14 protein-coding genes, 2 tRNA genes and 3 rRNA genes are annotated in these 22,265 nt (G+C 58.4%); 9 read left to right on the forward strand and 10 right to left on the reverse strand.

From position 1 onward, the window contains the following. The first annotated feature begins 231 nt into the window (after nucleotides 1-231). The 3 genes from ACS92L_RS09460 to ACS92L_RS09470 all read left to right on the forward strand — a co-directional run bounded on the left by ACS92L_RS09460 (nucleotide 232) and on the right by ACS92L_RS09470 (nucleotide 4,730). On the forward strand, nucleotides 232-3,075 hold the full coding sequence (locus ACS92L_RS09460) for a valine--tRNA ligase (protein WP_438764432.1): 2,844 nt from the start codon (nucleotides 232-234) through the stop codon (nucleotides 3,073-3,075). A 179-nt stretch (nucleotides 3,076-3,254) separates the two neighbouring features. Then, nucleotides 3,255-3,983, forward strand: a complete 729-nt coding sequence (locus tag ACS92L_RS09465; protein WP_438764433.1) for a phosphatase PAP2 family protein — start codon at nucleotides 3,255-3,257, stop codon at nucleotides 3,981-3,983. Nucleotides 3,984-4,016: 33 nt separating this feature from the next. Beyond that, a complete protein-coding gene (locus tag ACS92L_RS09470; RefSeq protein WP_438764434.1) occupies nucleotides 4,017-4,730 on the forward strand; it encodes a phosphatase PAP2 family protein in 714 nt (237 codons plus the stop codon). 79 nt (nucleotides 4,731-4,809) lie between these two features. Here ACS92L_RS09470 and gloA read toward each other — a convergent pair whose 3' ends face one another. Then, the gene (gene gloA / locus ACS92L_RS09475) at nucleotides 4,810-5,253 is read right to left on the reverse strand and encodes a lactoylglutathione lyase (RefSeq protein ID WP_438764435.1); all 444 of its coding nucleotides are present in this window, start codon (nucleotides 5,251-5,253) and stop codon (nucleotides 4,810-4,812) included. A 164-nt stretch (nucleotides 5,254-5,417) separates the two neighbouring features. Between gloA and ACS92L_RS09480 the strand changes: the two genes are divergently transcribed. Continuing rightward, on the forward strand, nucleotides 5,418-5,819 hold the full coding sequence (locus ACS92L_RS09480) for a DoxX family protein (RefSeq protein WP_438764437.1): 402 nt from the start codon (nucleotides 5,418-5,420) through the stop codon (nucleotides 5,817-5,819). 18 nt (nucleotides 5,820-5,837) lie between these two features. Here ACS92L_RS09480 and ACS92L_RS09485 read toward each other — a convergent pair whose 3' ends face one another. Continuing rightward, nucleotides 5,838-6,530, reverse strand: a complete 693-nt coding sequence (locus ACS92L_RS09485) for a uracil-DNA glycosylase family protein (protein ID WP_438764439.1) — start codon at nucleotides 6,528-6,530, stop codon at nucleotides 5,838-5,840. Between the two features lie 132 nt (nucleotides 6,531-6,662). Here ACS92L_RS09485 and ACS92L_RS09490 point away from each other — a divergent pair, with 132 nt between their 5' ends. Beyond that, nucleotides 6,663-7,733 carry a metal-dependent hydrolase gene (locus ACS92L_RS09490; RefSeq protein WP_438764441.1) on the forward strand — a complete coding sequence of 357 codons (1,071 nt, stop codon included), beginning with the start codon at nucleotides 6,663-6,665 and terminating at the stop codon, nucleotides 7,731-7,733. A gap of 55 nt (nucleotides 7,734-7,788) precedes the next feature. Beyond that, the gene (locus ACS92L_RS09495) at nucleotides 7,789-8,706 is read left to right on the forward strand and encodes a LysR family transcriptional regulator (protein WP_438764443.1); all 918 of its coding nucleotides are present in this window, start codon (nucleotides 7,789-7,791) and stop codon (nucleotides 8,704-8,706) included. 6 nt (nucleotides 8,707-8,712) lie between these two features. Here the strand turns inward: ACS92L_RS09495 and ACS92L_RS09500 are convergent, their stop codons facing one another. Together ACS92L_RS09500 and ACS92L_RS09505 are read right to left on the reverse strand one after the other, a co-directional pair. Beyond that, entirely contained in the window at nucleotides 8,713-10,419 is a 1,707-nt protein-coding gene (locus ACS92L_RS09500; protein ID WP_438764445.1) for an ATP-binding protein, read from the reverse strand. Between the two features lie 75 nt (nucleotides 10,420-10,494). After that, nucleotides 10,495-11,208 (reverse strand): winged helix-turn-helix domain-containing protein, encoded by a 714-nt coding sequence (locus tag ACS92L_RS09505; protein ID WP_438764446.1) that lies wholly within the window; start codon nucleotides 11,206-11,208, stop codon nucleotides 10,495-10,497. 581 nt (nucleotides 11,209-11,789) lie between these two features. Between ACS92L_RS09505 and ACS92L_RS09510 the strand changes: the two genes are divergently transcribed. The 3 genes from ACS92L_RS09510 (at nucleotide 11,790) to ACS92L_RS09520 (ending at nucleotide 16,283) form a co-directional block, all read left to right on the forward strand. Then, nucleotides 11,790-14,690, forward strand: a complete 2,901-nt coding sequence (locus ACS92L_RS09510; RefSeq protein ID WP_438764448.1) for a ribonucleoside-diphosphate reductase subunit alpha — start codon at nucleotides 11,790-11,792, stop codon at nucleotides 14,688-14,690. Between the two features lie 99 nt (nucleotides 14,691-14,789). Continuing rightward, a complete protein-coding gene (locus ACS92L_RS09515) occupies nucleotides 14,790-15,896 on the forward strand; it encodes a ribonucleotide-diphosphate reductase subunit beta (RefSeq protein ID WP_438764449.1) in 1,107 nt (368 codons plus the stop codon). Nucleotides 15,897-16,091: 195 nt separating this feature from the next. Next, the gene (locus ACS92L_RS09520) at nucleotides 16,092-16,283 is read left to right on the forward strand and encodes a YMGG-like glycine zipper-containing protein (RefSeq protein ID WP_438768451.1); all 192 of its coding nucleotides are present in this window, start codon (nucleotides 16,092-16,094) and stop codon (nucleotides 16,281-16,283) included. Nucleotides 16,284-16,373: 90 nt separating this feature from the next. Here the strand turns inward: ACS92L_RS09520 and ACS92L_RS09525 are convergent, their stop codons facing one another. The 6 genes from ACS92L_RS09525 to ACS92L_RS09550 form a co-directional block, all read right to left on the reverse strand. Next, nucleotides 16,374-16,625 carry a hypothetical protein gene (locus tag ACS92L_RS09525; protein WP_438764450.1) on the reverse strand — a complete coding sequence of 84 codons (252 nt, stop codon included), beginning with the start codon at nucleotides 16,623-16,625 and terminating at the stop codon, nucleotides 16,374-16,376. A 330-nt stretch (nucleotides 16,626-16,955) separates the two neighbouring features. Beyond that, nucleotides 16,956-17,071 (reverse strand): 5S ribosomal RNA (gene rrf, locus ACS92L_RS09530). A gap of 102 nt (nucleotides 17,072-17,173) precedes the next feature. Continuing rightward, a 23S ribosomal RNA gene (locus ACS92L_RS09535) occupies nucleotides 17,174-20,065 on the reverse strand. Between the two features lie 281 nt (nucleotides 20,066-20,346). Then, a tRNA-Ala gene (locus ACS92L_RS09540) sits at nucleotides 20,347-20,422 on the reverse strand. Between the two features lie 7 nt (nucleotides 20,423-20,429). Continuing rightward, nucleotides 20,430-20,506, reverse strand: a tRNA-Ile gene (locus ACS92L_RS09545). A 71-nt stretch (nucleotides 20,507-20,577) separates the two neighbouring features. After that, a 16S ribosomal RNA gene (locus ACS92L_RS09550) occupies nucleotides 20,578-22,117 on the reverse strand. Together the 16S, 23S and 5S rRNA genes with 2 tRNA genes alongside form the textbook arrangement of a ribosomal RNA operon. Nucleotides 22,118-22,265 lie beyond the last annotated feature (148 nt).

The following is a 22,265-nucleotide window of genomic DNA, read 5'->3' on the forward strand; positions in this document are numbered from 1 at the left end:
TTGAATACCTGCCAAAGAAAGGAGCGATCTCACCGGGTACCGCCACCTCATCATGTTTTTAGACTTTAGTATTATCCGGTGGCGCATTATCGGCATTGTTCAACAATTCTTTAACCGCACCATGCCATGACGGCAGCCCCCCGGCGGCGCTATAATTGGCGCCATTTTTCGCAGACTCGCGCGGGCACTGAATCTTCGCGAGCACTTCACAGTTTCAAACCGAGCCGGTCCATGGAAAAAACCTATCAGCCTGAATCGATCGAACGCGCCTGGTATCAGCACTGGGAATCCAGAGGCTATTTCGCGCCCTCCGGTCAGGGCTCGCCCTACACCATCATGATCCCGCCGCCCAATGTGACCGGCAGTCTTCACATGGGCCATGCCTTTCAGGACACGCTGATGGATACCCTGATCCGCTATCAGCGCATGAAGGGGCACAACACGCTGTGGCAGATCGGCACCGACCACGCCGGTATCGCCACGCAGATGCTGGTCGAGCGCAAGCTGCAGCACGAAACCGGTCAGTCGCGTCACGACCTGGGCCGCGAGTCGTTCACCGACAAGGTATGGGAGTGGAAAAACGAGTCCGGCGGCCACATCACCCGTCAGCTGCGGCGCATGGGCACCAGCGTTGACTGGAGCCGCGAGCGTTTCACCATGGACGACGGGTTTTCCAACGCCGTGCGCGAAGCCTTTGTGCGCTTGCATGACGAAGGACTGATCTATCGCGGCAAGCGGCTGGTCAACTGGGATCCGACGCTGGGCACGGCGATCTCGGATCTGGAAGTGGAAAACCGCGACCAGCAGGGCCAGTTCTGGCACTTTCGCTACCCGCTGGCCGAGGGCGTGACCACAAGCGAAGGGCTGGACCATCTGGTGGTCGCCACCACGCGTCCGGAGACGCTTTTGGGCGACACCTGCGTGGCGGTCAACCCGAATGATGCGCGCTACGCCTCGCTGGTCGGCAAATACGTCACCCTGCCGCTGGTGGGCCGGCGCATTCCGGTGATTGCCGACGAACACGCCGACATGGACAAGGGCTCGGGCTGTGTGAAGATCACCCCGGCGCACGACTTCAACGACTATGGCGTGGGCCGACGCCACGACAGTGCCCTGATCAACGTTTTCACCCAAAGCGCCTGCATCCGGGACGCCGCCGAAGTCTTCAACATGGACGGCACCCCGCGTGATGACATCGACACCGCCCTGCCCACGGCGTATCAGGGCCTGAACCGCTTTGAGGCGCGCGAGAAGATCGTGGCCGACATGGACGCGCAGGGTCTGCTGGCAAAGGTCGAAACCGTGACCAACACCCTGCCCCATGGCGACCGCTCCGGTGATGTGATCGAGCCGCTTCTGACCGATCAGTGGTTCGTGGCCGTGGAGACGCTGGCCAAACCTGCCATCAACGCAGTGGAAAACGGCGATATTCGTTTCGTGCCCAAAAGCTACGAGAACATGTACTTCTCGTGGATGCGCGATTTGCAGGACTGGTGTATTTCCCGCCAGCTCTGGTGGGGCCATCGCATTCCGGCCTGGTATGACGAGACGGGCAGGTTTTATGTGGCGCGCAGCGAAGAAGAGGTGCGTGAAAAGTACGCGCTCTCCCCGGACACGATCCTGATTCAGGACGACGACGTGCTCGACACCTGGTTCAGCTCGGGGCTTTGGACCTTTGGCACGCTGGGCTGGCCTGAAAAGACGCCGGAACTGGAAACCTTCCATCCGACCAGCACGCTGGTCACCGGCTTTGACATCATTTTCTTCTGGGTTGCCCGGATGATCATGATGACGCTCAAGTTCACCGGCCAGGTCCCGTTCAAAACGGTCTATGTTCACGGCCTTGTGCGTGACGGCCAGGGCCAGAAGATGTCCAAGTCCAAGGGCAATGTGCTCGACCCGATCGACCTGATCGACGGCATTGATCTGGACACGCTGCTGGAAAAGCGCACCGGCGCCATGATGCAGCCGCAGAAGGCAAAGGCGATTGCCAAGGCCACGCGGGCGGAATTCCCCGAGGGGATCGAGTCCAACGGTACCGATGCGCTGCGCTACACCTTCCTGTCGCTGGCCAGCACCGGACGGGACGTCAAATTCGACTCGGGTCGTCTGGAAGGCTATCGCAACTTCTGCAACAAGCTCTGGAACGCGGCGCGCTACGTGCTGATGAATACCGAGGGCGAGGACTGCGGCCCGGACGGCGAAGTCGCGCTGTCGCTGGCAGACCGCTGGATCGTCTCGCGCCTTCAGCAGGTCGAGACTCAGGTCACCAAAGCGCTGGAGGAGTTCCGCTTCGACCACGCCTCCCAGGCGCTGTATGACTTTGTCTGGAACGAGTACTGCGACTGGTATCTGGAGCTTTCCAAGCCGGTACTGTGGGACAGCGAGGCCACGCTTGAAGCGCGCCGCGGTACGCGTCGAACGCTGGTGCGCGTGCTTGAGGCCATTTTGCGTCTCGCCCATCCGATGATGCCGTTTATCACCGAAGAGATCTGGCAGAAGGTGTCACTGCTGGCGGGTGTGGATATCGAGCAACAGGGCAGTTCCATCATGGTTCAACCCTGGCCGCAGGCGGATGAATCGCTTGTCGATAACGCCGCCATCGCCGACATCGAATGGGTCAAATCGGTGATCGTTGCCATTCGCAACATTCGCGCCGAGCTCAATATTGCACCCGGCAAGCCGCTGGACGTTTTGCTGACGCACGGCGAAGAGACCGACCGCCAGCGCCTTAAAGACAATGCGCTGTTTCTGAGCAAGCTGGCACGTCTGGAGAGCATGCACTTTGTGGCGCCCGAAGAGGTCCCGGCCGCAAGCGTTCAGCGTGTCGGCGCCATGGAAGTCCATGTGCCCATGGCCGGTCATATCGACCGCGACGCCGAGCTTGCCCGCATCGACCGCGATATCGACAAGCAGGACAAGCTCATCGATGGCGTCGAGAAAAAGCTCGCCAATGACAGCTTCATGAGCAAGGCACCCGCCGCCGTGGTTGACAAGGAGCGTGGCAAGCTCGAACAGGCCCGCGCCACCCGCGACACGCTGATGACGCAGCGGCGTACCATCGAAACCCTGTAACCCTTCCCCTCGAGACAGGGTTCTCTACAGCAGGCCTCCGGGCCTGCTGTTTTTGTGTCTGCCCCCAGTATGTCCCATGCAATAGTCTCTATTTTACGAGTCGATTAAGGCGGGTGACTTTTTATTAAAACAACATTAAATTACAATGAACACTGTTTTATAACCGACCCGTGCCTGCCATGAACTTCCGCCGAATTCTTTTCTACAATCTGCTGGGTGTGGCGCTGGTCACGTCCTGGTGGCTGCCCCAGTTTCTGGTCTGGTCATCCGTGGATGACGCCATCTTCTGGTTTTTCAATCAGTTCATCACGGCTGACTACCCGACCTGGACCAGCCTTCTCGCGGCACTGAATACGCGCGCCTTCGACAAGGCGATGTTCGTGCTGCTGGTAGTGATGCTCTATATCGCCATGAAGCGCGACCCTCAGGGCAGCTGGCTCAAATGGGGGGCAATCGGGTTTGTGATGACGGTCACGGCCCTGATTTTTCAGGACATCATCCACAACGTCATGACCTACAAGCACGCCAGCCCGACGGCGATACTCGACAACGTCAACCTTTTGTCCGAGCTGACCACGCTGCCGGCCAAGGACAGTGCCTCCAGCAGTTTCCCCAGCGATCACGGACTGATGGCCATGATTTTTGCTGCCTTCATGTGGCGCTTTGCCGACCGTCTGATCGCATGGACCGCCACAGCGCTGGTCGTGCTGGTCTGTGCGCCTCGCATCATGGTGGGCGCTCACTGGGTCAGCGATGTGTCTGTCGGGGCGCTGTCGATTGCCCTGATTTCCCTGCCCTGGCTGCTGTGTACCCCGGTGGTATCCGGCGCCGTTCACGGCCTGATGCAATTTTTAAAACGACTTACAACACGCTCGGGGCAGCAGCACCGGGGTATTCATCACGATTGACCGGTGTTTCGGGCTATTTTAGGAAGGGGCGTCATGAACTTGAATCTCAAACGTATCATCTACTGCAATCTGGCCGGGCTTGCCCTGTTTGCAAGCTGGCTGTGGCTGTCGGTCTGGTCGTTGATCGACGACCGGATCTTCTGGTTTTTCAACCAGTTTATTACCAGTGATCATCCGGTCTGGGTCAACTTTCTGGCCATGGTCAATACCCGCTATTTTGATGCGGCGTCCTTTTTCGTTTTGCTGGCCATCTTTGCCTGGGCCATCTCGCTTGACCCGCGCACCGGGCGCTTCTGGCGCTGGCTGGGTGTGGGGCTGACCATGCTGGTTGTGGCCGGACTGCTGGCGCTGGCGACCAACAAGATGACCTATGGTCATCCAAGCCCGACGCTGAGTTTTGACAACGTCAATTTCCTGACCGATGTGGTCTCGTTTGATACCAAGGATTCCGATAGAAACAGCTTCCCCGGCGATCACGGCCTGATGCTGATGGTCTTCACGGCGTTCATTTTTCGCTTTGGCGACCATCGACCGGCCATTGTGAGCGCCATCATGATTGCGGTACTCAGCGCACCGCGTGTCATGGCGGGGGCTCACTGGCTGCAGGATGTCTATATGGGGTCACTGGCCATTGCGCTGGTCGTGTTGCCATGGGTGCTGTGTACGCCCATCGCGCCGAGCTGCGTCGAAGCCATGGAGCGCATGGCGCAGCGCCTGAATCTGCCCGGCGCCCGTCGTACACATTAAGCAGTCGGTGATCATGCCAGAACGCAACAGGGGGCACCCGATCGGGTGCCCCCTGTTGTCATCCAGACGCCGGTACTTTCTACCAGCTGCCGGTGTTTTCCATTGACGCCCAGGGCTCCTGTGAAGCCTTTGCGTCGCCCTTTTGCAGCAGCTCGATGGAGATGCCGTCGGGTGATTTAACAAACGCCATGTGACCGTCGCGCGGCGGACGGTTGATGGTCACGCCGTTGTCCATCAGATGCTGGCAGGTGGCATAGATGTCATCGACGCGATAGGCCAGATGGCCGAAGTTGCGCGCCCCGGTGGTCAGTTCTTCCGGGTCCCAGTTCCAGGTCAGCTCCAGCTCCGGCGCTTGCTGCTCGCTGGAGGAGGCTTCATCGTCGTTGGCGGCCAGAAAGATCAGCGTAAAACGCCCCTTCTCGCTCTCCTTGCGACGCACTTCCTTCATGCCCAGCAGATCGCAGTAAAATTTCAGGGACTGATCGATATCGGTGATACGGACCATGGTATGTAGATATTGCACGATAGACTCCTCGAGGTCGTATGACGCGCGCGTTGAGCACGCATGACACATTGGCTGCCACGTTCGGCCAACGTGTGCAATCTGGTGAATGCCTTGAAACGATGTCACTGTAATGCCGGCTAACAGGTCGTTTTTCAAGTCAGCTCTGGCACATGGGGAACATCATGTCGTTTTTTAACAATGAACATCTGGGCAAGCTGATCCTTCGACTCGCCCTTGGCATCACCCTGCTGCTACACGGCATCGCCAAGATTGGCGCACCGGACGTGCTCGAAAGCATCGGTGAACACCTTGAACACCTGAGCCTGCCCGCACCGCTGGCCTTTGGCGTGTTTGCCGGCGAGCTGATGGCACCGCTGATGATCCTTGCCGGCTGGCGCTGCCGGGTAGGTGGCGCGCTGGCCGCCGTCAACATGGTGTTTGCCATCGCCTTGATGCGCATGAGTGCGATCTGGTCGCTGGGTGACACCGGGGGCTGGCACCTTGAGACCGAAGTGCTGATGCTGGGTGCGTCGCTGGCACTGATGTTTTGCGGCAGCGGTCGCATGGCCATTCGCCCCGATTAGCCGGGGCGAAGGCCCCGATCAAAGCGTTAGATTGTCGGGCCTGACGTCCAGCTGCTCCAAGCGCTGCGCCAGCAGCCCCGGAAACCGGCTGTACCAGGTCTGATTCAGCGGTGACGGGTGAGGCAGCGGATAAAGCGTAAAGGTCTGCGACTGTCCCTGGTCGTCTTCCAGCGTGACGTCAATACTGCTTTCAAAGCGATCCTCGCGCTTCCAGAACGCTTCCAGCCGGTCGCGCTCGGGCTTTGGCCGGTCGATGCCGAACCATAAAAAGGCTTCGCGCCCCAGCGTGATCAGCGAGCGGCCTTCCCAGCGCGAGATCAAAAGCTCGTTCATCAGGCCATGAAAGTGGCGCTTGACCTTCATCGACCACGCCTTGTTGCCCACCGGCTTGTAAGGCACGGTATTGATCCAGAAAAAATGTTCTCCCACGGCGCGGGAGGCTTCGAAATCCGGCATTTTTTCGCCGTAAAGCTGCTCATGCAGCGCCTTTCTCACCAGCTGGCCGCCGGCGCCAATGAAGGGCTCGCCATGACGGACTTCATCACGGCCGGGGTCGCGACCGAAAAAACCGACGCGCAGATTACGCTGGCCCAGTCCGATGATAGGGTCCAGCGGGTCGCGCTCGAAGCGCTTGTAGACCTCGACATCGATACCGTCGGTCTCGGCCGCCAGCGTTCTGAACGCCTGCTGCTGACGCTCGTTCAGGGACATGTGTGCCACTCCTTGTTACTCTTTGATCACCCGGCCCCTTTCTGGCCGTACTGGTATCAGTTGTGATGGTACAAGCATAGCTGCCATGGCCTGATGCGATATCCACCCGGGAGCGGGAGTGACACAAAAACAATGGATTCCTTGACACAGGCCTGCCTTGGCGGCGCGCTGGGCGGTGCCGTACTGGGACGGCGGCTGGGCCGCAAGTCGATTGTGCTGGGTGCCGTGGCCGCTACCCTGCCGGATCTGGACAGCTTCATCGATTTCGGCAGCGCTGTGGCCGACTACACCTATCACCGCAGCGTGTCGCACTCGATGTTTGTCCTGTCAGCACTGGCCGGGCTTTTAACCCTTGTTTGTGCGCGCCTGCCGGCGACAAGAACCATCCCCACCGTGTCATGGTTCTGGTTCTGGTGGCTTTGTCTGGTGACACACCCGATTCTGGACGCCTTCACGACCTACGGCACCCAGCTGCTGTGGCCCATCGCCTCACCGCCGGTGGCCTGGAAGACCATTTTCATCATCGACCCGCTCTACACCCTGCCCATGCTGATCGCCATTATCGTGGCACTGATCAGAGGCGCCAGGGGGCGGGCCGTCGTTATCGGGCTGGCCATTTCAACGATGTATCTGGGCTTTAGTGTGGCCGCCAAGGCCATGGTCATGGCGCAGGTTCAGCCGGAACTGGTGCAGCGCGGGCTGGATGATCGCCCGGTCATGGTACAGCCCATGCCGCTGACCACCCTGGTCTGGCGCGTAACGGTGATCGACGATGATCGCCAGCTGGAGGGCCTGGTCAGCGTGTTTGACAAGCGAGGCACGCTGGCCCTGGATAGCTTCAGCCGCCCCATGGCAGCCCACGACACGCTTGTCGACAGCTGGGCGGGCCAGCGTCTGGGCTGGTTTTCAGCGCCGTACTGGCGCAGCGAAGAGCGTGACGACACTCTGGTCGTGACCGATCTGCGCATGGGCCAGCCCGGCGCCTACTCCTTTGCCTTTGTCATCGCCGAGCGCGATGATAACGGCCAATGGCAGCCGGTCACATCGCGCTCGGCACAGACGGCCCGCCCTGATACCAGCCTGCTGCCGGCGCTTTTCAGTCGGATTACGAACCCCGATGCGCTGTGTCCGTCGGATTTTGGCGGCCGCGACCGGCTGCTGCCGGACGCTCAGTGCCGCCCCGTTGAGCAGAGCGGTCCGTAGGGTATGCCCATTTCAATGATTCATTTTTCAGATCAGTCATGAGAGAGAAGTCTTAATGATCGAGTTCCGGCACCTGCGCACCCTGCTGGCGCTGCGCGATACCGGGTCGCTGGTCGAAGCCGCCGAGCGCGTGCATTTGACCCAGTCGGCGCTGTCTCATCAGCTCAAGGATCTGGAGGATCGACTGGGCTGTCCGCTTTTTCTGCGCAAGACACGCCCGGTGCAGTTCACGCGTGCCGGCCAGCGACTTCTGGGGCTGGCCGAGCAGGTTCTGCCCCAGATTCGCAACGCCGAACGTGATATTGCCCGCATGGCCGGCGGTGAACAGGGTCGTCTGCACATGGCCATCGAATGCCACAGCTGTTTTCAATGGCTCATGCCGACCATCGATCACTTTCGTGATCACTGGCCCGAGGTAGAGGTGGACATTCCGGCCGGCCAGCACTTCGACCCCCTGCCGGCGCTGGCACGTGAACAGCTCGACCTGGTCATAACGGCTGATCCGCAGCCCCTGCCACGCATTCACTATGAACCGCTTTTTCGCTACGAAAGCCTGCTGGCCGTGGCCCGCCAGCATGCGCTGGCCGACAAGCGCTACGTGGTGCCGGAGGATCTGGTGGACCAGATTCTGATCACCTATCCGGTAGAGCATTCCAAGCTGGATGTCTTTAGCCGGTTTCTGGAACCTGCCGGCATCCACCCGCGCGAAACACGCACGGCCGAGTTGACCATGATGATGATGCAGCTGGTGGCCAGCGAGCGCGGGGTTTGCGCCCTGCCCAACTGGGCGCTGACCGAATATCTGGAAAGGGATTACGTGAGAGCCTGCTCGCTGGGCAAGGAAGGCGTCTGGGGGACGCTCTATGCCGCCGTTCGGCTCGATCAGATGAGTCAGGTGTGGATGAGCGATTTCCTGCGCACGGCGCGCGAGACCTCTTTTTCCGTGCTCAACGGCATTCGCCCGGCCGGCTGACCGGGCTCAGGCGTACTCTTCTGTTGTCTCGTAATGGCGTGGCAGGGAAAGGATAAACTGCGCGCCACCCAGCTCGGGGGCGGTATCAACGCTGATACGCCCGTGGTGCCACTGCACGATACGGGCAACGATGGCCAGCCCCAGGCCGTAGCCCCCGACGCCGGGCTGCTGCCGGGTACGGCTATCATCGATACGCGCGAAGGGCTTGAAGATTCGCTCGCGCTCCTCGGCAGCAACGCCTGCGCCGTCGTCCTCGACGCTGAGATAGACCATGCGCTCATCGCCCAGCAGGCGCACATGGACCCGGCTTCCGGCATGCGCACAGGCGTTGGAAACCAGATTCTGCAGTGCACGCTGGAGATAGCGTGCATCAGCATGTACATGGAGGTCCTGACCGCCGGTGACTTCAAGCGTTAGCTGCGGATGCAGCGGCGTCAGCGTCTCGATGACGCGGTCGGCAATATCGCGCACCTCAAGGCTGACCGGCTCCAGCGGCAAAAGCCCATCGGTGGCGCCATCCAGACGGGCATAGGTCAGGATTTCATCGATGAGCCGGTCGATGGATTCAATATCGTCATCCACCCCTTTCAGCAATCGCCTGATGCCGGGCGATTCACTCATGTCATCGACCATCTGCAGCGCAAAGCGCACCCGCGCCACAGGCGTTCGAAACTCGTGCGATACCGCGCGCATCAGATCCTGCTGGGATGAGAGAACCGCCTGCACCTGATCGGCCATGGTGTTGAAGGCCAGTCCCAGCTGAGTCAGGTACTCCCCTTCCTGGATGGTGACGCGTGCGTTGTAGTCTCCGGCCGTAAAGTTTGCCGTGGTCTGCTCAAGCTTGGTCAGGCGTTTTTCCACGCTGCGCATGATGAGATAGATGGCCGTGCCCAGCATGGTCAGCATCAGGGCCATGACCATGGCGATGGTCAGGATCGGCAGCGACTCGAAAGGCGACAGTGGCCCGACCATGATCCAGCGACCGCCCGAAAACTGGGCGTAGAAGCCAAGGCTTGAGCGCTCGGCCACCACGTTGATCACCACATGGCCGGCATTAAGCTGCGTCAGCTGACTGTTGGAAAGCCCCGGCGGCGTGCCGCTACCCATGCCCATCGGCAGCGAGATGCGACTGCGCAGTTCCTGAAAGCGGGCTTCGCGCTCGTCATCCGGCGAAAGCTCCAGCCACTGGCGCAGCAGAGACACCAGCTGCAGGGGCTGCTGTTCGGAAAGACCGGTAAAGTGGGCCACCAGAATGGAGTCATCTTCGCCGGGCAGACGCTGATACAGCTGCCAGCCGATCTCGCCCTGCGCCTGACGGGCAAGCACATCACCGCGCGTCAGGCGACGGCGGTCCATAAAGCCCAGCATCAGCGTTTCGGAATCCGACAGTGCCAGACGAATGCCCAGCTCATCTTCGTAGGCGCTCAGCCAGGCATCGCGAGAGCTTTCCGGCTGGCTGGCCACCAGAGACGTCAAAAGCGCCATCGGCCCGCTGGCCAGGCGCTGGCGATAGTGGTCCTCGCGCCAGTCGTCGATCAGCCATGACGCCACCACGCCCAGCCAGAAAATGGCCATGAGCGATAAAAACAGCGTCAGATAAAGGCGACGAAAACCGCCATGGGCAGACAGCGGCCGGTGAGGAGGTGGTGTCAGGCCATCCGGCCCGCCGGAGCGGGCGTGCCATGAGGCCAGAGAGGGAAAACGTGACGGCATCGTCTATCCTTTGCACACGGTTCTTGACAGTAGACGAAGCCGCCCTTCATGAAACGGAGTCAGTCGATAACCGACTCAGATCTCTCGAACGAACAGATAGCCCTTGCTGCGTACGGTCTTGATACGCTGAGGCTGATGCGGGTCATCACCGATCTTGGGTCGAATACGTGACACTCGCACGTCAATCGAACGATCCTGACCATCATAGCGAATGCCTCGCAGCGCCGAGAATATCTCTTCGCGGGTCAGCACCCGACCGGCATGTGAGGCCAAAAGCCAGAGCAGGTCGAATTCGGCACTGGTCAGATCGATGCGCTCGCCGTTGAGCCACGCCTCTCGGGTCGATGAGTCTACCACCAGGTCACGAAACTCGAGACGAGTCTCTTCCTGCTCGGCAGTTTCGGTACCGTCGGCCCGACGCAGCAGCGCCCTCATACGGGCCAGCAGTACCCGCGGCGGCACCGGTTTGGGGACGTAATCATCGGCGCCCATTTCAAGCCCCAGCACCTGATCCATGTCATCGGTACGGGCTGTCAGCATCAAAATGGGGCCGGGGTACTGGTGACGTACCCGGCGACAGATGGACAGGCCATCCTCTCCCGGCAGCATCAGGTCAAGAATGACCAGGTCCGGTCGCAGGGAAAGAATGCGCTCCACGCCGTTGGTGCCGTCGTGTTCAACGCTGACCCTGAAACCGTTGCCTTCAAGATACTCACGCGTCAACGCGGCCAGTCGTTCATCATCTTCGATGATAAGAATGTGTTCGTTGGCGGTTGTAATGTTATCCAAGGCTCGTCCGTCCGATCATTGATAAAGAAGCTTCCGTGCCGTCACCGGTCTACTGCACAGGCAGTGCCCGAGCATGCGGCAGGCAGACAGCGATAAATGTGACCTTCAAATCCAACGGTCGTTCAACTTTGGCAACATTGTGCCACTGTTACACGAACGTGCCCATACAGAACGACCGTATTTGCACACGATTCTCATCATCAGGCTCTGATCGGCATGAATTTCATTTCTCCCTTTTCCGTTTGAGCTGAAATATTCGCGACAAAAAATCGCAGGCCTCCAGAAATTTTCATATACCTCTCGCCACCTCAGTGATCACAAGGCCTGTGGCGAGGTAAGCACACTTTATCCACAGTTTGTACGCTCAATTTGAGTTGTTTTTTACTATTGAGGCTATCCACCAGACACACTATATTGTGTCCACTCGAACGACAGACACACCATGTAGTGTTTTGCAGCAAAAACACCCATCGCGTGTCAATACCCCGCACGATCCAATTTTTGATCCCGTTATTGCCCGTTTTTCCTTGTGCGAATGGCGGGATAGAACGCTTTTGACCTTACGGCAGGAAGGTAACGTTATGGAAACCTCGCATACAGAGCGTGATACCTCATCAACCCTTGATGATGTTCACACGCGCAAGACCGATCAGCAGCTGCGCGTTATCAAGCGTACCGGTGATACCGCCACCTTTGATGCGAGCAAGGTCTCCGTGGCCATGAGCAAGGCCTTTCTCGCCGTGGAAGGTGACAACGCCGCCGGGTCCTCGCGCATTCGTGAGCAGGTCGAGCAGCTGACCGAGTCCATCATGGACACCTTTGCGCGTCGCATGCCGGAAGGCGGCACTCTTCATATCGAGGACATCCAGGACCAGGTCGAGCTTGCCCTGATGCGCTCGGGCGAACACAAGGTGGCTCGTGCCTATGTGCTGTATCGCGAAGAGCACGCTCGTGCCCGCGCCGCACAGCACCAGGGCATCGAGAAGCCTCACCCCACCATCAATGTGACCCAGCCCGACGGCAGCCGCCGGCCGCTGGACCTGGCACGCATCGAGACGCTGATCACCGAGGCCTGTGCCGGTCTCGACAACGTCGAAGTACGTCGCATCATGGATGAGTCGCTGCGCAACCTTTACGACGGCGTCACCCCCGACGGCGTGGCCACGGCGCTGATGATGACCGCGCGCATGCTGGTCGAGAAGGAACCCAACTACACCTTCGTTACCGCGCGTCTTTTGCAGGACAATCTGCGTCGCGAAGCCCTCTCCTTTCTCGAAGTTGCCGAAGAAGCCACCTTTGGTGACATGGCCACGCTCTACAAGCCGGCCTTCCAGAGCTACATCAAGCGCGGTATCGAATTCGAACAGCTCGACCCGGTACTGGCCGAGTTCGATCTCGACCGCCTGGGCGACGCCCTGAGCCATGAGCGTGACAATCAGTTCACCTATCTGGGTCTGCAGACGCTTTACGATCGTTACTTCCTGCACCGTGACGGCGTTCGCTACGAACTGCCGCAGGTCATGTTCATGCGTGTGGCCATGGGCCTGTCGCTGAACGAGCAGGATCGTGAAGCGCGCGCCATCGAGTTCTACGAGCTGCTGTCGAGCTTTGACTACATGACCTCGACACCTACGCTGTTCAATGCCGGTACCGTGCGCAGCCAGCTGTCTTCGTGCTACCTGACGACCGTGCCGGATAACCTTGAAGGCATCTACGGCGCCATCCGCGACAACGCCATGCTCTCCAAGTGGGCCGGCGGTCTGGGCAACGACTGGACGCCGGTGCGCGCGCTGGGCTCCTATATCAAGGGCACCAACGGCAAGTCGCAGGGCGTTGTGCCCTTCCTCAAGGTCGTCAATGACACGGCCGTGGCAGTTAACCAGGGCGGCAAGCGCAAGGGCGCGGTCTGCTCGTACCTGGAAACCTGGCATATGGACGTCGAGGAGTTCCTCGAACTTCGCAAGAACACCGGTGATGATCGCCGCCGGACGCATGACATGAACACGGCCAACTGGGTGCCGGATCTGTTCATGAAGCGCGTCAGCGAAGAGAAGGAGTGGACGCTGTTTTCACCGGCGACCTGCCCTGACCTGCACGACCTTTATGGCGCGGCCTTTGAAAAGCGCTACGAAGAGTACGAGGCGATGACGCATACCGGCGAGATCACGCTGTTCAAGCGTGTGCAGGCCAAGGATCTGTGGCGCAAGATGCTGTCGATGCTGTTTGAAACAGGCCACCCCTGGATCACCTTCAAGGATCCCTGCAACCTGCGCAGCCCGCAGCGTCATGCCGGTGTCGTGCACTCCTCCAACCTGTGCACCGAGATCACGCTCAACACCAGCGCCGACGAGATCGCCGTGTGCAACCTGGGCTCGATCAATCTGGCCGCGCACGTGGTCAACGGCCAGCTGGACAGTGAAAAGCTCAAGCGCTCGGTCAAGACCGCCGTACGCATGCTCGATAATGTCATCGACATCAACTATTACGCCGTGCCGCAGGCCAAGCGCTCCAACTTCCGTCATCGCCCGGTCGGGCTGGGCCTGATGGGCTTTCAGGACGCGCTGTACAAGCATGGCATCGCCTACGCCTCCGATGACGCGGTGACCTTTGCCGATCACTCCATGGAGCTGATCAGCTATCACGCCATCGAAGCGTCCAGCGATCTGGCCGCCGAACGCGGTCGCTACGAGTCCTATGAAGGCTCCCTCTGGAGCCAGGGCGTTCTGCCCATCGACTCGATTCGCGATTTGCAGCGTGAACGTGGCGAACAGTATGTGCAGATGGATACGTCCACCACTCAGGACTGGGATCGCGTTCGTGACAAGGTCCGTCGTCAGGGCATGCGTAACTCCAACGTCATGGCGATCGCGCCCACCGCCACCATTTCCAATATCTGTGGCGTGACGCAGTCGATCGAGCCGACGTATCAGAACCTGTATGTGAAGTCGAACCTGTCGGGCGAGTTCACCGTGGTCAACTCGCACATGGTGCATGCACTCAAGGAGCGCGGGCTGTGGGATGAGGTGATGATCAATGACCTCAAATACTATGATGGCTCGCTCCAGCCGATCGACCGCATTCCGGACGATCTCAAGCAGCGCTATGCCACGGCGTTCGAGATCGAGCCGCGCTGGATTGTCGAGGCCGCCTCGCGTCGTCAGAAGTGGATCGATCAGGCGCAGTCACTAAACCTCTATATCAGCGGTGTCTCCGGTCGCAAGCTGGACACGACCTATCGCATGGCGTGGCAGCTGGGTCTGAAAACAACCTACTACCTCCGTGCGCAGGCCTCCACACGCCTTGAGAAATCCACGCTCAAGGGCACCGATGGCAAGCTCAACGGCGTCAAGCCCAATGCGCCGGCGCCGCAGCCGACGCCTTCTGCGGCACCGGAAGCCTCGCAGGCAACCCAGCAGCCGCTGGGCTCGGCACCGCCGCTGGCCTGCTCGCTCGATGATCCGGACTGCGAAGCCTGCCAGTAATTTGATAGTCACGACGGTGGTCTCACGAGACCGCCGTCTACCGTATTCAAGACCATCTTCAATCGTTGAAAACGCTGGATGATGGCAAGGGAGACAACGATGCAAGAGACAAACCTGTTTGCCGACGATAACGATCAGGTCGATACCAGCGGTCTGGGTGAAATTCAGGTCGGCGCATCACGCATTGATGCCAGCGAAAAGGCGATGATCAATGCTCAGAGCGACGTCAACCAGCTGCTGCCGTTGAAGTACAACTGGGCATGGGAAAAGTATCTTTCCGGCTGCAACAATCACTGGATGCCGACCGAAGTCTCCATGCAGGGCGATATCGCCACATGGCGAGCGCCGGTCAACAGCTCGCAAGGGCTGACCGAAGACGAAGTGTTGATGCTCAAGCGCAATCTGGGCTTTTTTGCCACCGCCGAGTCGCTGGTCGCCAACAACATCGTGCTGGCCGTCTATCGCAACATTACCAACCCGGAATGCCGCCAGTACCTGCTGCGCCAGGCCTTTGAAGAAGCCATCCATACTCATACCTTCCAGTACATTTGCACGTCGCTGGGGCTGGATGAGGGTGAGCTCTTCAACATGTATCGGGAAATTCCCTCGATCACCGACAAGGACACCTGGGCGCTCAAGTACACCCAGGCGCTGGAAGACCCGAGTTTCACGACCGGCACCGTCGAGCGCGACAAGGCCTTTTTGCGCGCGCTGGTGGCCTTCTATGTCGTATTTGAAGGCATGTGGTTCTACACCGGTTTTGCTCAGATTCTGGCACTGGGTCGTCGCAACAAGATGGTGGGGATCGCCGAGCAGTATCAGTACATTCTGCGCGATGAATCCATACACCTGAACTTCGGCATCGACTGCATCAACCAGATCAAGATCGAAAACCCGCATCTGTGGGACGAGGCCTTTCAGCAGGAAGTGCGCGGTATGCTGATGGAAGCCTACCAGCTGGAAGTGGCCTACGGTCGTGAAACCATGCCGCGCGGTATTCTCGGCCTGAACGCCGAGCTTACCGAGCAGTACATGCAGTTCATCACCAATCGCCGCAGCGAACAGATTGGTCTGGGGCTGCTCTTTGACGACGTGGAAAACCCCTTCCCCTGGATGTCGGAGCTGATCGACCTGCCCAAGGAGAAAAACTTCTTCGAAACGCGGGTCACCGAGTATCAGACAGGTGGCGCTCTGTCCTGGGACTAAGCAGCAAAATTCGGGTCTGTAATCCATACAGGCCTGCCAGAAAAGCCCTGCATTGTGCAGGGCTTTTTTTTACTCGCCCTTAATACGTCAAGCGTTTCAGTACAGTCTTTACAGGATTGGCCGATAATGACTTGATTCAGCTATCTTCCATTAAACGTCTACAAGGAGAGAGATATGCACAAGGGTATTCTGGCAATGACCGCCGTTGTAGCACTGGCGTTTCTGACCGCCTGCAGCAGCCCTACAGGGCGCAGCGCGGCTCAGGGGGCCGGCATAGGCGGTGCCACAGGCGCCGCAGCGGGCGCCGTAACGGGCGGAAGTGCCGGTACGGGGGCAATCATAGGTGGTGCAGCAGGGGCTGCAGCAGGCGCAGCCAGCGAACAGTAACGCCACCATAATTCAGCAGCATCATAAAAAAGCCTCCTGACAGTCGTCAGGAGGCTTTTTCACTTCTCTACCCTGGCAAGAAGGGATAGATCAGTTGCTGTGCTCTTCAGCGCTATCGCTGATGGAGTCACCGGCATCTTCCATGGCTTCGCCAGTGGAGTCAGCAGCGTCGCTGGTAGCATCACCGATGGAGTCAGCCGCATCGTTCGCGGAATCGCCAGCATCATCGGCCGCGTTGTCCATCTGTGCGCCGGTTTCTTCAGCAGGACCGTCATCATTGTCACAACCGGCTACTGCAAATGTCATCATGGCAGCCAGCAAAATACCCAGTGTCTTTTTCATCGTCAGCTCTCCCTTGCCTACTGTCTGTGTTCGTTGATTCAACAATATGCCCATTACCCTGGGCACTGCCTATCCATTGTGGTGCAAAAGACGCCGTAACACCAAGCCTCTTTGTTCAGGAAGGGATTGATTTTCCCAAACAATATTCGATATTGGCCATTAATCGGCACCGAGGCGGAGATGACGGCACTGGTGGCGGCGCTGGCGACCGCGCCCTGAGGGGCCCTGTCCGGCGGTCACGTCAGTGACCGCCGGCAGGGGCCATGCCGGCGTCGGCGAGCGCCCATAAAAGAACCCCGGTCCTGTTAAGGACCGGGGTTCGGAAGGGGTGCCTGACGATGACCTACTCTCACATGGGGAGACCCCACACTACCATCGGCGCGGAGCCGTTTCACTACCGAGTTCGGGAAGGGATCGGGTGGTGCCGGCACGCTATGGTCGTCAGGCAATTCTGCAGACCGGCTGCCCTTTGGGCAGCGGGTCAAAATCGGGATCATGCTGATCGATACATCAACGTATTCGTGTGATGCGAACCACTTGGGTGTTATATGGTCAAGCCTCACGGGCAATTAGTACGCGTCAGCTCAATGCATTGCTGCACTTACACACCGCGCCTATCGACCTCGTCGTCTTCGAGGGCCCTTCAGGGAGCTCGAGGCTCCAGGGAAGTTTCATCTTGAAGGGGGCTTCCCGCTTAGATGCCTTCAGCGGTTATCCCGTCCGCACATAGCTACCCGGCGGTGCCATTGGCATGACAACCGGTACACCAGCGGTGCGTCCACTCCGGTCCTCTCGTACTAGGAGCAGCACTTCTCAAACTTCCGACGCCCACGGCAGATAGGGACCGAACTGTCTCACGACGTTCTAAACCCAGCTCGCGTACCACTTTAAATGGCGAACAGCCATACCCTTGGGACCGACTTCAGCCCCAGGATGTGATGAGCCGACATCGAGGTGCCAAACACCGCCGTCGATATGAACTCTTGGGCGGTATCAGCCTGTTATCCCCGGAGTACCTTTTATCCGTTGAGCGATGGCCCTTCCATACAGAACCACCGGATCACTAGAACCTGCTTTCGCACCTGCTCGACATGTCCGTCTCGCAGTCAAGCACCCTTATGCTCTTGCACTCATTGCACGATTTCCAACCGTGCTGAGGGTACCTTAGTGCTCCTCCGTTACTCTTTGGGAGGAGACCGCCCCAGTCAAACTACCCACCACACACTGTCCTCACACCGGATCACGGTGCGGAGTTAGAACGCCGATGATACCAGGCTGGTATTTCAAGGTTGGCTCCACCCCGACTGGCGTCGGGGTTTCAAAGCCTCCCAGCTATCCTACACAAGTAACATCAGCGTCCAGTGTGAAGCTATAGTAAAGGTTCACGGGGTCTTTCCGTCTAGCCGCGGGTACACTGCATCTTCACAGCGATTTCAATTTCACTGAGTCTCGGGTGGAGACAGCGTGGCCATCATTACGCCATTCGTGCAGGTCGGAACTTACCCGACAAGGAATTTCGCTACCTTAGGACCGTTATAGTTACGGCCGCCGTTTACCGGGGCTTCGATCAAGAGCTTCGCCTTGCGGCTAACACCATCAATTAACCTTCCGGCACCGGGCAGGCGTCACACCCTATACGTCCGCTTACGCGTTGGCAGAGTGCTGTGTTTTTAATAAACAGTTGCAGCCACCTGGTCTCTTCGGCCGGTCAGAGCTCAAGGAGCAAGTCCCGTCACCCTGGCCGGCGCACCTTCTCCCGAAGTTACGGTGCCATTTTGCCTAGTTCCTTCACCCGAGTTCTCTCATACGCCTTGGTATTCTCTACCTGACCACCTGTGTCGGTTTGGGGTACGATCGCATGTTATCTGAAGCTTAGAGGCTTTTCCCGGAAGCGTGGCATCAGTGACTTCCAGACCGTGGTCTGTTCGTCTCGCGTCTCGGCTTGTAGAGGACCGGATTTGCCTGATCCTCAGGCCTACTCGCTTTCACCGGGGCAACCAGCGCCCGGCTCACCTAGCCTTCTTCGTCCCCCCATCGCAATAACATCCGGTACGGGAATATTGACCCGTTTCCCATCGACTACGCCTTTCGGCCTCGCCTTAGGGGTCGACTCACCCTGCTCCGATTGTCGTCGAACAGGAACCCTTGGTCTTCCGGCGGGGCGGGTTTTCACCGCCCTTGTCGTTACTCATGTCAGCATTCGCACTTGTGATACCTCCAGCAGACCTCACGATCCACCTTCGCAGGCTTACACAACGCTCCTCTACCGCGCATCCATAAGGATGCACCCGCAGCTTCGGTACCCGGTTTGAGCCCCGTTACATCTTCCGCGCAGGCCGACTCGACCAGTGAGCTATTACGCTTTCTTTAAAGGATGGCTGCTTCTAAGCCAACCTCCTGGCTGTCTGTGCCTTCCCACATCGTTTCCCACTTAACCGGGATTTTGGGACCTTGGCTGGCGGTCTGGGTTGTTTCCCTTTTCACAACGGACGTTAGCACCCGCTGTGTGTCTCCCACGCTGTACTCACCGGTATTCGGAGTTTGCCTCGGGTTGGTAAGCCGGGATGGCCCCCTAGCCGAAACAGTGCTCTACCCCCGGTGGTAATACGTGAGGCGCTACCTAAATAGCTTTCGAGGAGAACCAGCTATCTCCGAGCTTGATTAGCCTTTCACTCCGATCCACAGCTCATCTCAGCATTTTTCAACATACTTGAGTTCGGACCTCCAGTCAGTGTTACCTGACCTTCATCCTGGCCATGGATAGATCGCCCGGTTTCGGGTCTATTCCCAGCAACTAATTCGCCCATTTAAGACTCGGTTTCCCTGCGCCTCCCCTATTCGGTTAAGCTCGCTACTGAAAATAAGTCGCTGACCCATTATACAAAAGGTACGCAGTCACAGAACAAGTCTGCTCCCACTGCTTGTACGCACACGGTTTCAGGATCTATTTCACTCCCCTCGCCGGGGTTCTTTTCGCCTTTCCCTCACGGTACTGGTTCACTATCGGTCAGTCAGGAGTATTTAGCCTTGGAGGATGGTCCCCCCATGTTCAGTCAGGGTTTCACGTGCCCCGACCTACTCGATTTCACAATGCTCGGATTTCGGCTACGGGACTATCACCCGCTATGGTCAGACTTCCCAGACTGTTTGCCTATCGGTTGCACTGCTTAAGGGCTGGTCCCCGTTCGCTCGCCGCTACTGGGGGAATCTCAATTGATGTCTTTTCCTCGGGGTACTTAGATGTTTCAGTTCTCCCGGTTCGCCTTCATGAGTTATGTATTGGCTCATGAATACTTACCTGATGGTAAGTGGGTTTCCCCATTCGGAAATCGCCGGGTCGCAGGTCATTTGCCACCTCACCGACGCTTATCGCAGGCTGTCACGTCCTTCATCGCCTCTGACTGCCTAGGCATCCACCGTGTGCGCTTAATCGCTTGACCATATAACCCCAAGGGGTCCGGTTTCACGATCACACGACATTTGCTGGAATACGTACGACATTACGTATCACAGCAAACTTATACGTTGTCTGCCGGCCGGGTCACGACACCCTTCCGAAGAAGGGGTGTTCACCGACCGACAGGTCAGCATGATCCACATTGTTAAAGAGCGTACTGTCAAAAAGACAGTCAGAAATCATGTCGATGATCTGTCATCATCATGACTTTTGACTGTGGTTTCATCAGTATCAGCGAGACTGTTTGTATGCACCGAGCCGGTATGGTGGAGCCTAGCGGGATCGAACCGCTGACCTCCTGCGTGCAAGGCAGGCGCTCTCCCAGCTGAGCTAAGGCCCCGACAGGTTGGTGGGTCTGGGCAGACTTGAACTGCCGACCTCACCCTTATCAGGGGTGCGCTCTAACCAACTGAGCTACAGACCCAAGCAGTCTTCGCTCTATCCGATCAGGCAATTTGTGTGGACGCGCTGGTTCGCGTGAGCACTTTAGTCGTTTAAGGAGGTGATCCAGCCGCAGGTTCCCCTACGGCTACCTTGTTACGACTTCACCCCAGTCATGAACCACACCGTGGTGATCGCTCTCCCGAAGGTTAAGCTAACCACTTCTGGTGCAGTCCACTCCCATGGTGTGACGGGCGGTGTGTACAAGGCCCGGGAACGTATTCACCGTGGCATTCTGATCCACGATTACTAGCGATTCCGACTTCACGGAGTCGAGTTGCAGACTCCGATCCGGACTGAGGCCGGCTTTATGGGATTGGCTTCACGTCGCCGCTTCGCAACCCTTTGTACCGGCCATTGTAGCACGTGTGTAGCCCTGCTCGTAAGGGCCATGATGACTTGACGTCGTCCCCACCTTCCTCCGGTTTGTCACCGGCAGTCTCCCTGAAGTTCCCGGCCGGACCGCTGGCAAAAAGGGATAGGGGTTGCGCTCGTTACGGGACTTAACCCAACATTTCACAACACGAGCTGACGACAGCCATGCAGCACCTGTCTCTGCGTTCCCGAAGGCACTCTCCCATCTCTGGGAGATTCGCAGGATGTCAAGAGCAGGTAAGGTTCTTCGCGTTGCATCGAATTAAACCACATGCTCCACCGCTTGTGCGGGCCCCCGTCAATTCATTTGAGTTTTAGCCTTGCGGCCGTACTCCCCAGGCGGTCGACTTATTGCGTTAACTGCGCCACCAAACCCTCAAGGGGTCCAACGGCTGGTCGACATCGTTTACGGCGTGGACTACCAGGGTATCTAATCCTGTTTGCTACCCACGCTTTCGCGCCTCAGCGTCAGTGTCAGTCCAGAAGGCCGCCTTCGCCACTGGTATTCCTCCCGATCTCTACGCATTTCACCGCTACACCGGGAATTCCACCTTCCTCTCCTGCACTCTAGCCTGCCAGTTCCGAATGCCGTTCCCGGGTTGAGCCCGGGGCTTTCACATCCGGCTTGGCAAGCCGCCTACGCGCCCTTTACGCCCAGTAATTCCGATTAACGCTTGCACCCTCCGTATTACCGCGGCTGCTGGCACGGAGTTAGCCGGTGCTTCTTCTGTGGGTGATGTCCTTCATGGTGGTTATTAACCACCATGCCTTCTTCCCCACTGAAAGTGCTTTACAACCCGAAGGCCTTCTTCACACACGCGGCATGGCTGGATCAGGGTTTCCCCCATTGTCCAATATTCCCCACTGCTGCCTCCCGTAGGAGTCCGGGCCGTGTCTCAGTCCCGGTGTGGCTGATCATCCTCTCAGACCAGCTACGGATCGTTGCCTTGGTGAGCCGTTACCTCACCAACAAGCTAATCCGACATGGGCTCATCCGATAGCGCAAGGTCCGAAGATCCCCTGCTTTCTCCCGTAGGACGTATGCGGTATTAGCTCGGGTTTCCCCGAGTTATCCCCCACTACCGGGCAGATACCCATGCATTACTCACCCGTCCGCCGCTCGTCAGCGGGTAGCAAGCTACCCCTGTTACCGCTCGACTTGCATGTGTTAGGCCTGCCGCCAGCGTTCAATCTGAGCCATGATCAAACTCTTCAGTTTATTTTGAAGCTTTGAGATTCGTTTCGAAGCCTGCCGAAGCAGTCATCGAGGTGAATCAATCCGGGCTCGAGGTCAAACTAGTACTCTTGACGAGTGTTCGTCTGCTCGATTATCTATGTGACTGGTGTCACACGAGCCAGACGCCCAC

It is taken from the genome of Kushneria halocnemicola, assembly GCF_965650455.1.
Lineage (GTDB): Bacteria > Pseudomonadota > Gammaproteobacteria > Pseudomonadales > Halomonadaceae > Kushneria.

What these genes read in the sequence shown, in the direction of transcription:
- ACS92L_RS09460 (WP_438764432.1), top strand. Translation starts at nt 232, where the DNA reads ATGGAAAAAACCTATCAGCCTGAATCGATCGAACGCGCCTGGTATCAG.
- ACS92L_RS09465 (WP_438764433.1), top strand. Translation starts at nt 3,255, where the DNA reads ATGAACTTCCGCCGAATTCTTTTCTACAATCTGCTGGGTGTGGCGCTG.
- ACS92L_RS09470 (WP_438764434.1), top strand. Translation starts at nt 4,017, where the DNA reads ATGAACTTGAATCTCAAACGTATCATCTACTGCAATCTGGCCGGGCTT.
- ACS92L_RS09480 (WP_438764437.1), top strand. Translation starts at nt 5,418, where the DNA reads ATGTCGTTTTTTAACAATGAACATCTGGGCAAGCTGATCCTTCGACTC.
- ACS92L_RS09485 (WP_438764439.1), bottom strand. Translation starts at nt 6,530, where the DNA reads ATGTCCCTGAACGAGCGTCAGCAGCAGGCGTTCAGAACGCTGGCGGCC.
- ACS92L_RS09490 (WP_438764441.1), top strand. Translation starts at nt 6,663, where the DNA reads ATGGATTCCTTGACACAGGCCTGCCTTGGCGGCGCGCTGGGCGGTGCC.
- ACS92L_RS09495 (WP_438764443.1), top strand. Translation starts at nt 7,789, where the DNA reads ATGATCGAGTTCCGGCACCTGCGCACCCTGCTGGCGCTGCGCGATACC.
- ACS92L_RS09500 (WP_438764445.1), bottom strand. Translation starts at nt 10,419, where the DNA reads ATGCCGTCACGTTTTCCCTCTCTGGCCTCATGGCACGCCCGCTCCGGC.
- ACS92L_RS09510 (WP_438764448.1), top strand. Translation starts at nt 11,790, where the DNA reads ATGGAAACCTCGCATACAGAGCGTGATACCTCATCAACCCTTGATGAT.
- ACS92L_RS09515 (WP_438764449.1), top strand. Translation starts at nt 14,790, where the DNA reads ATGCAAGAGACAAACCTGTTTGCCGACGATAACGATCAGGTCGATACC.
- ACS92L_RS09520 (WP_438768451.1), top strand. Translation starts at nt 16,092, where the DNA reads ATGACCGCCGTTGTAGCACTGGCGTTTCTGACCGCCTGCAGCAGCCCT.
- ACS92L_RS09525 (WP_438764450.1), bottom strand. Translation starts at nt 16,625, where the DNA reads ATGAAAAAGACACTGGGTATTTTGCTGGCTGCCATGATGACATTTGCA.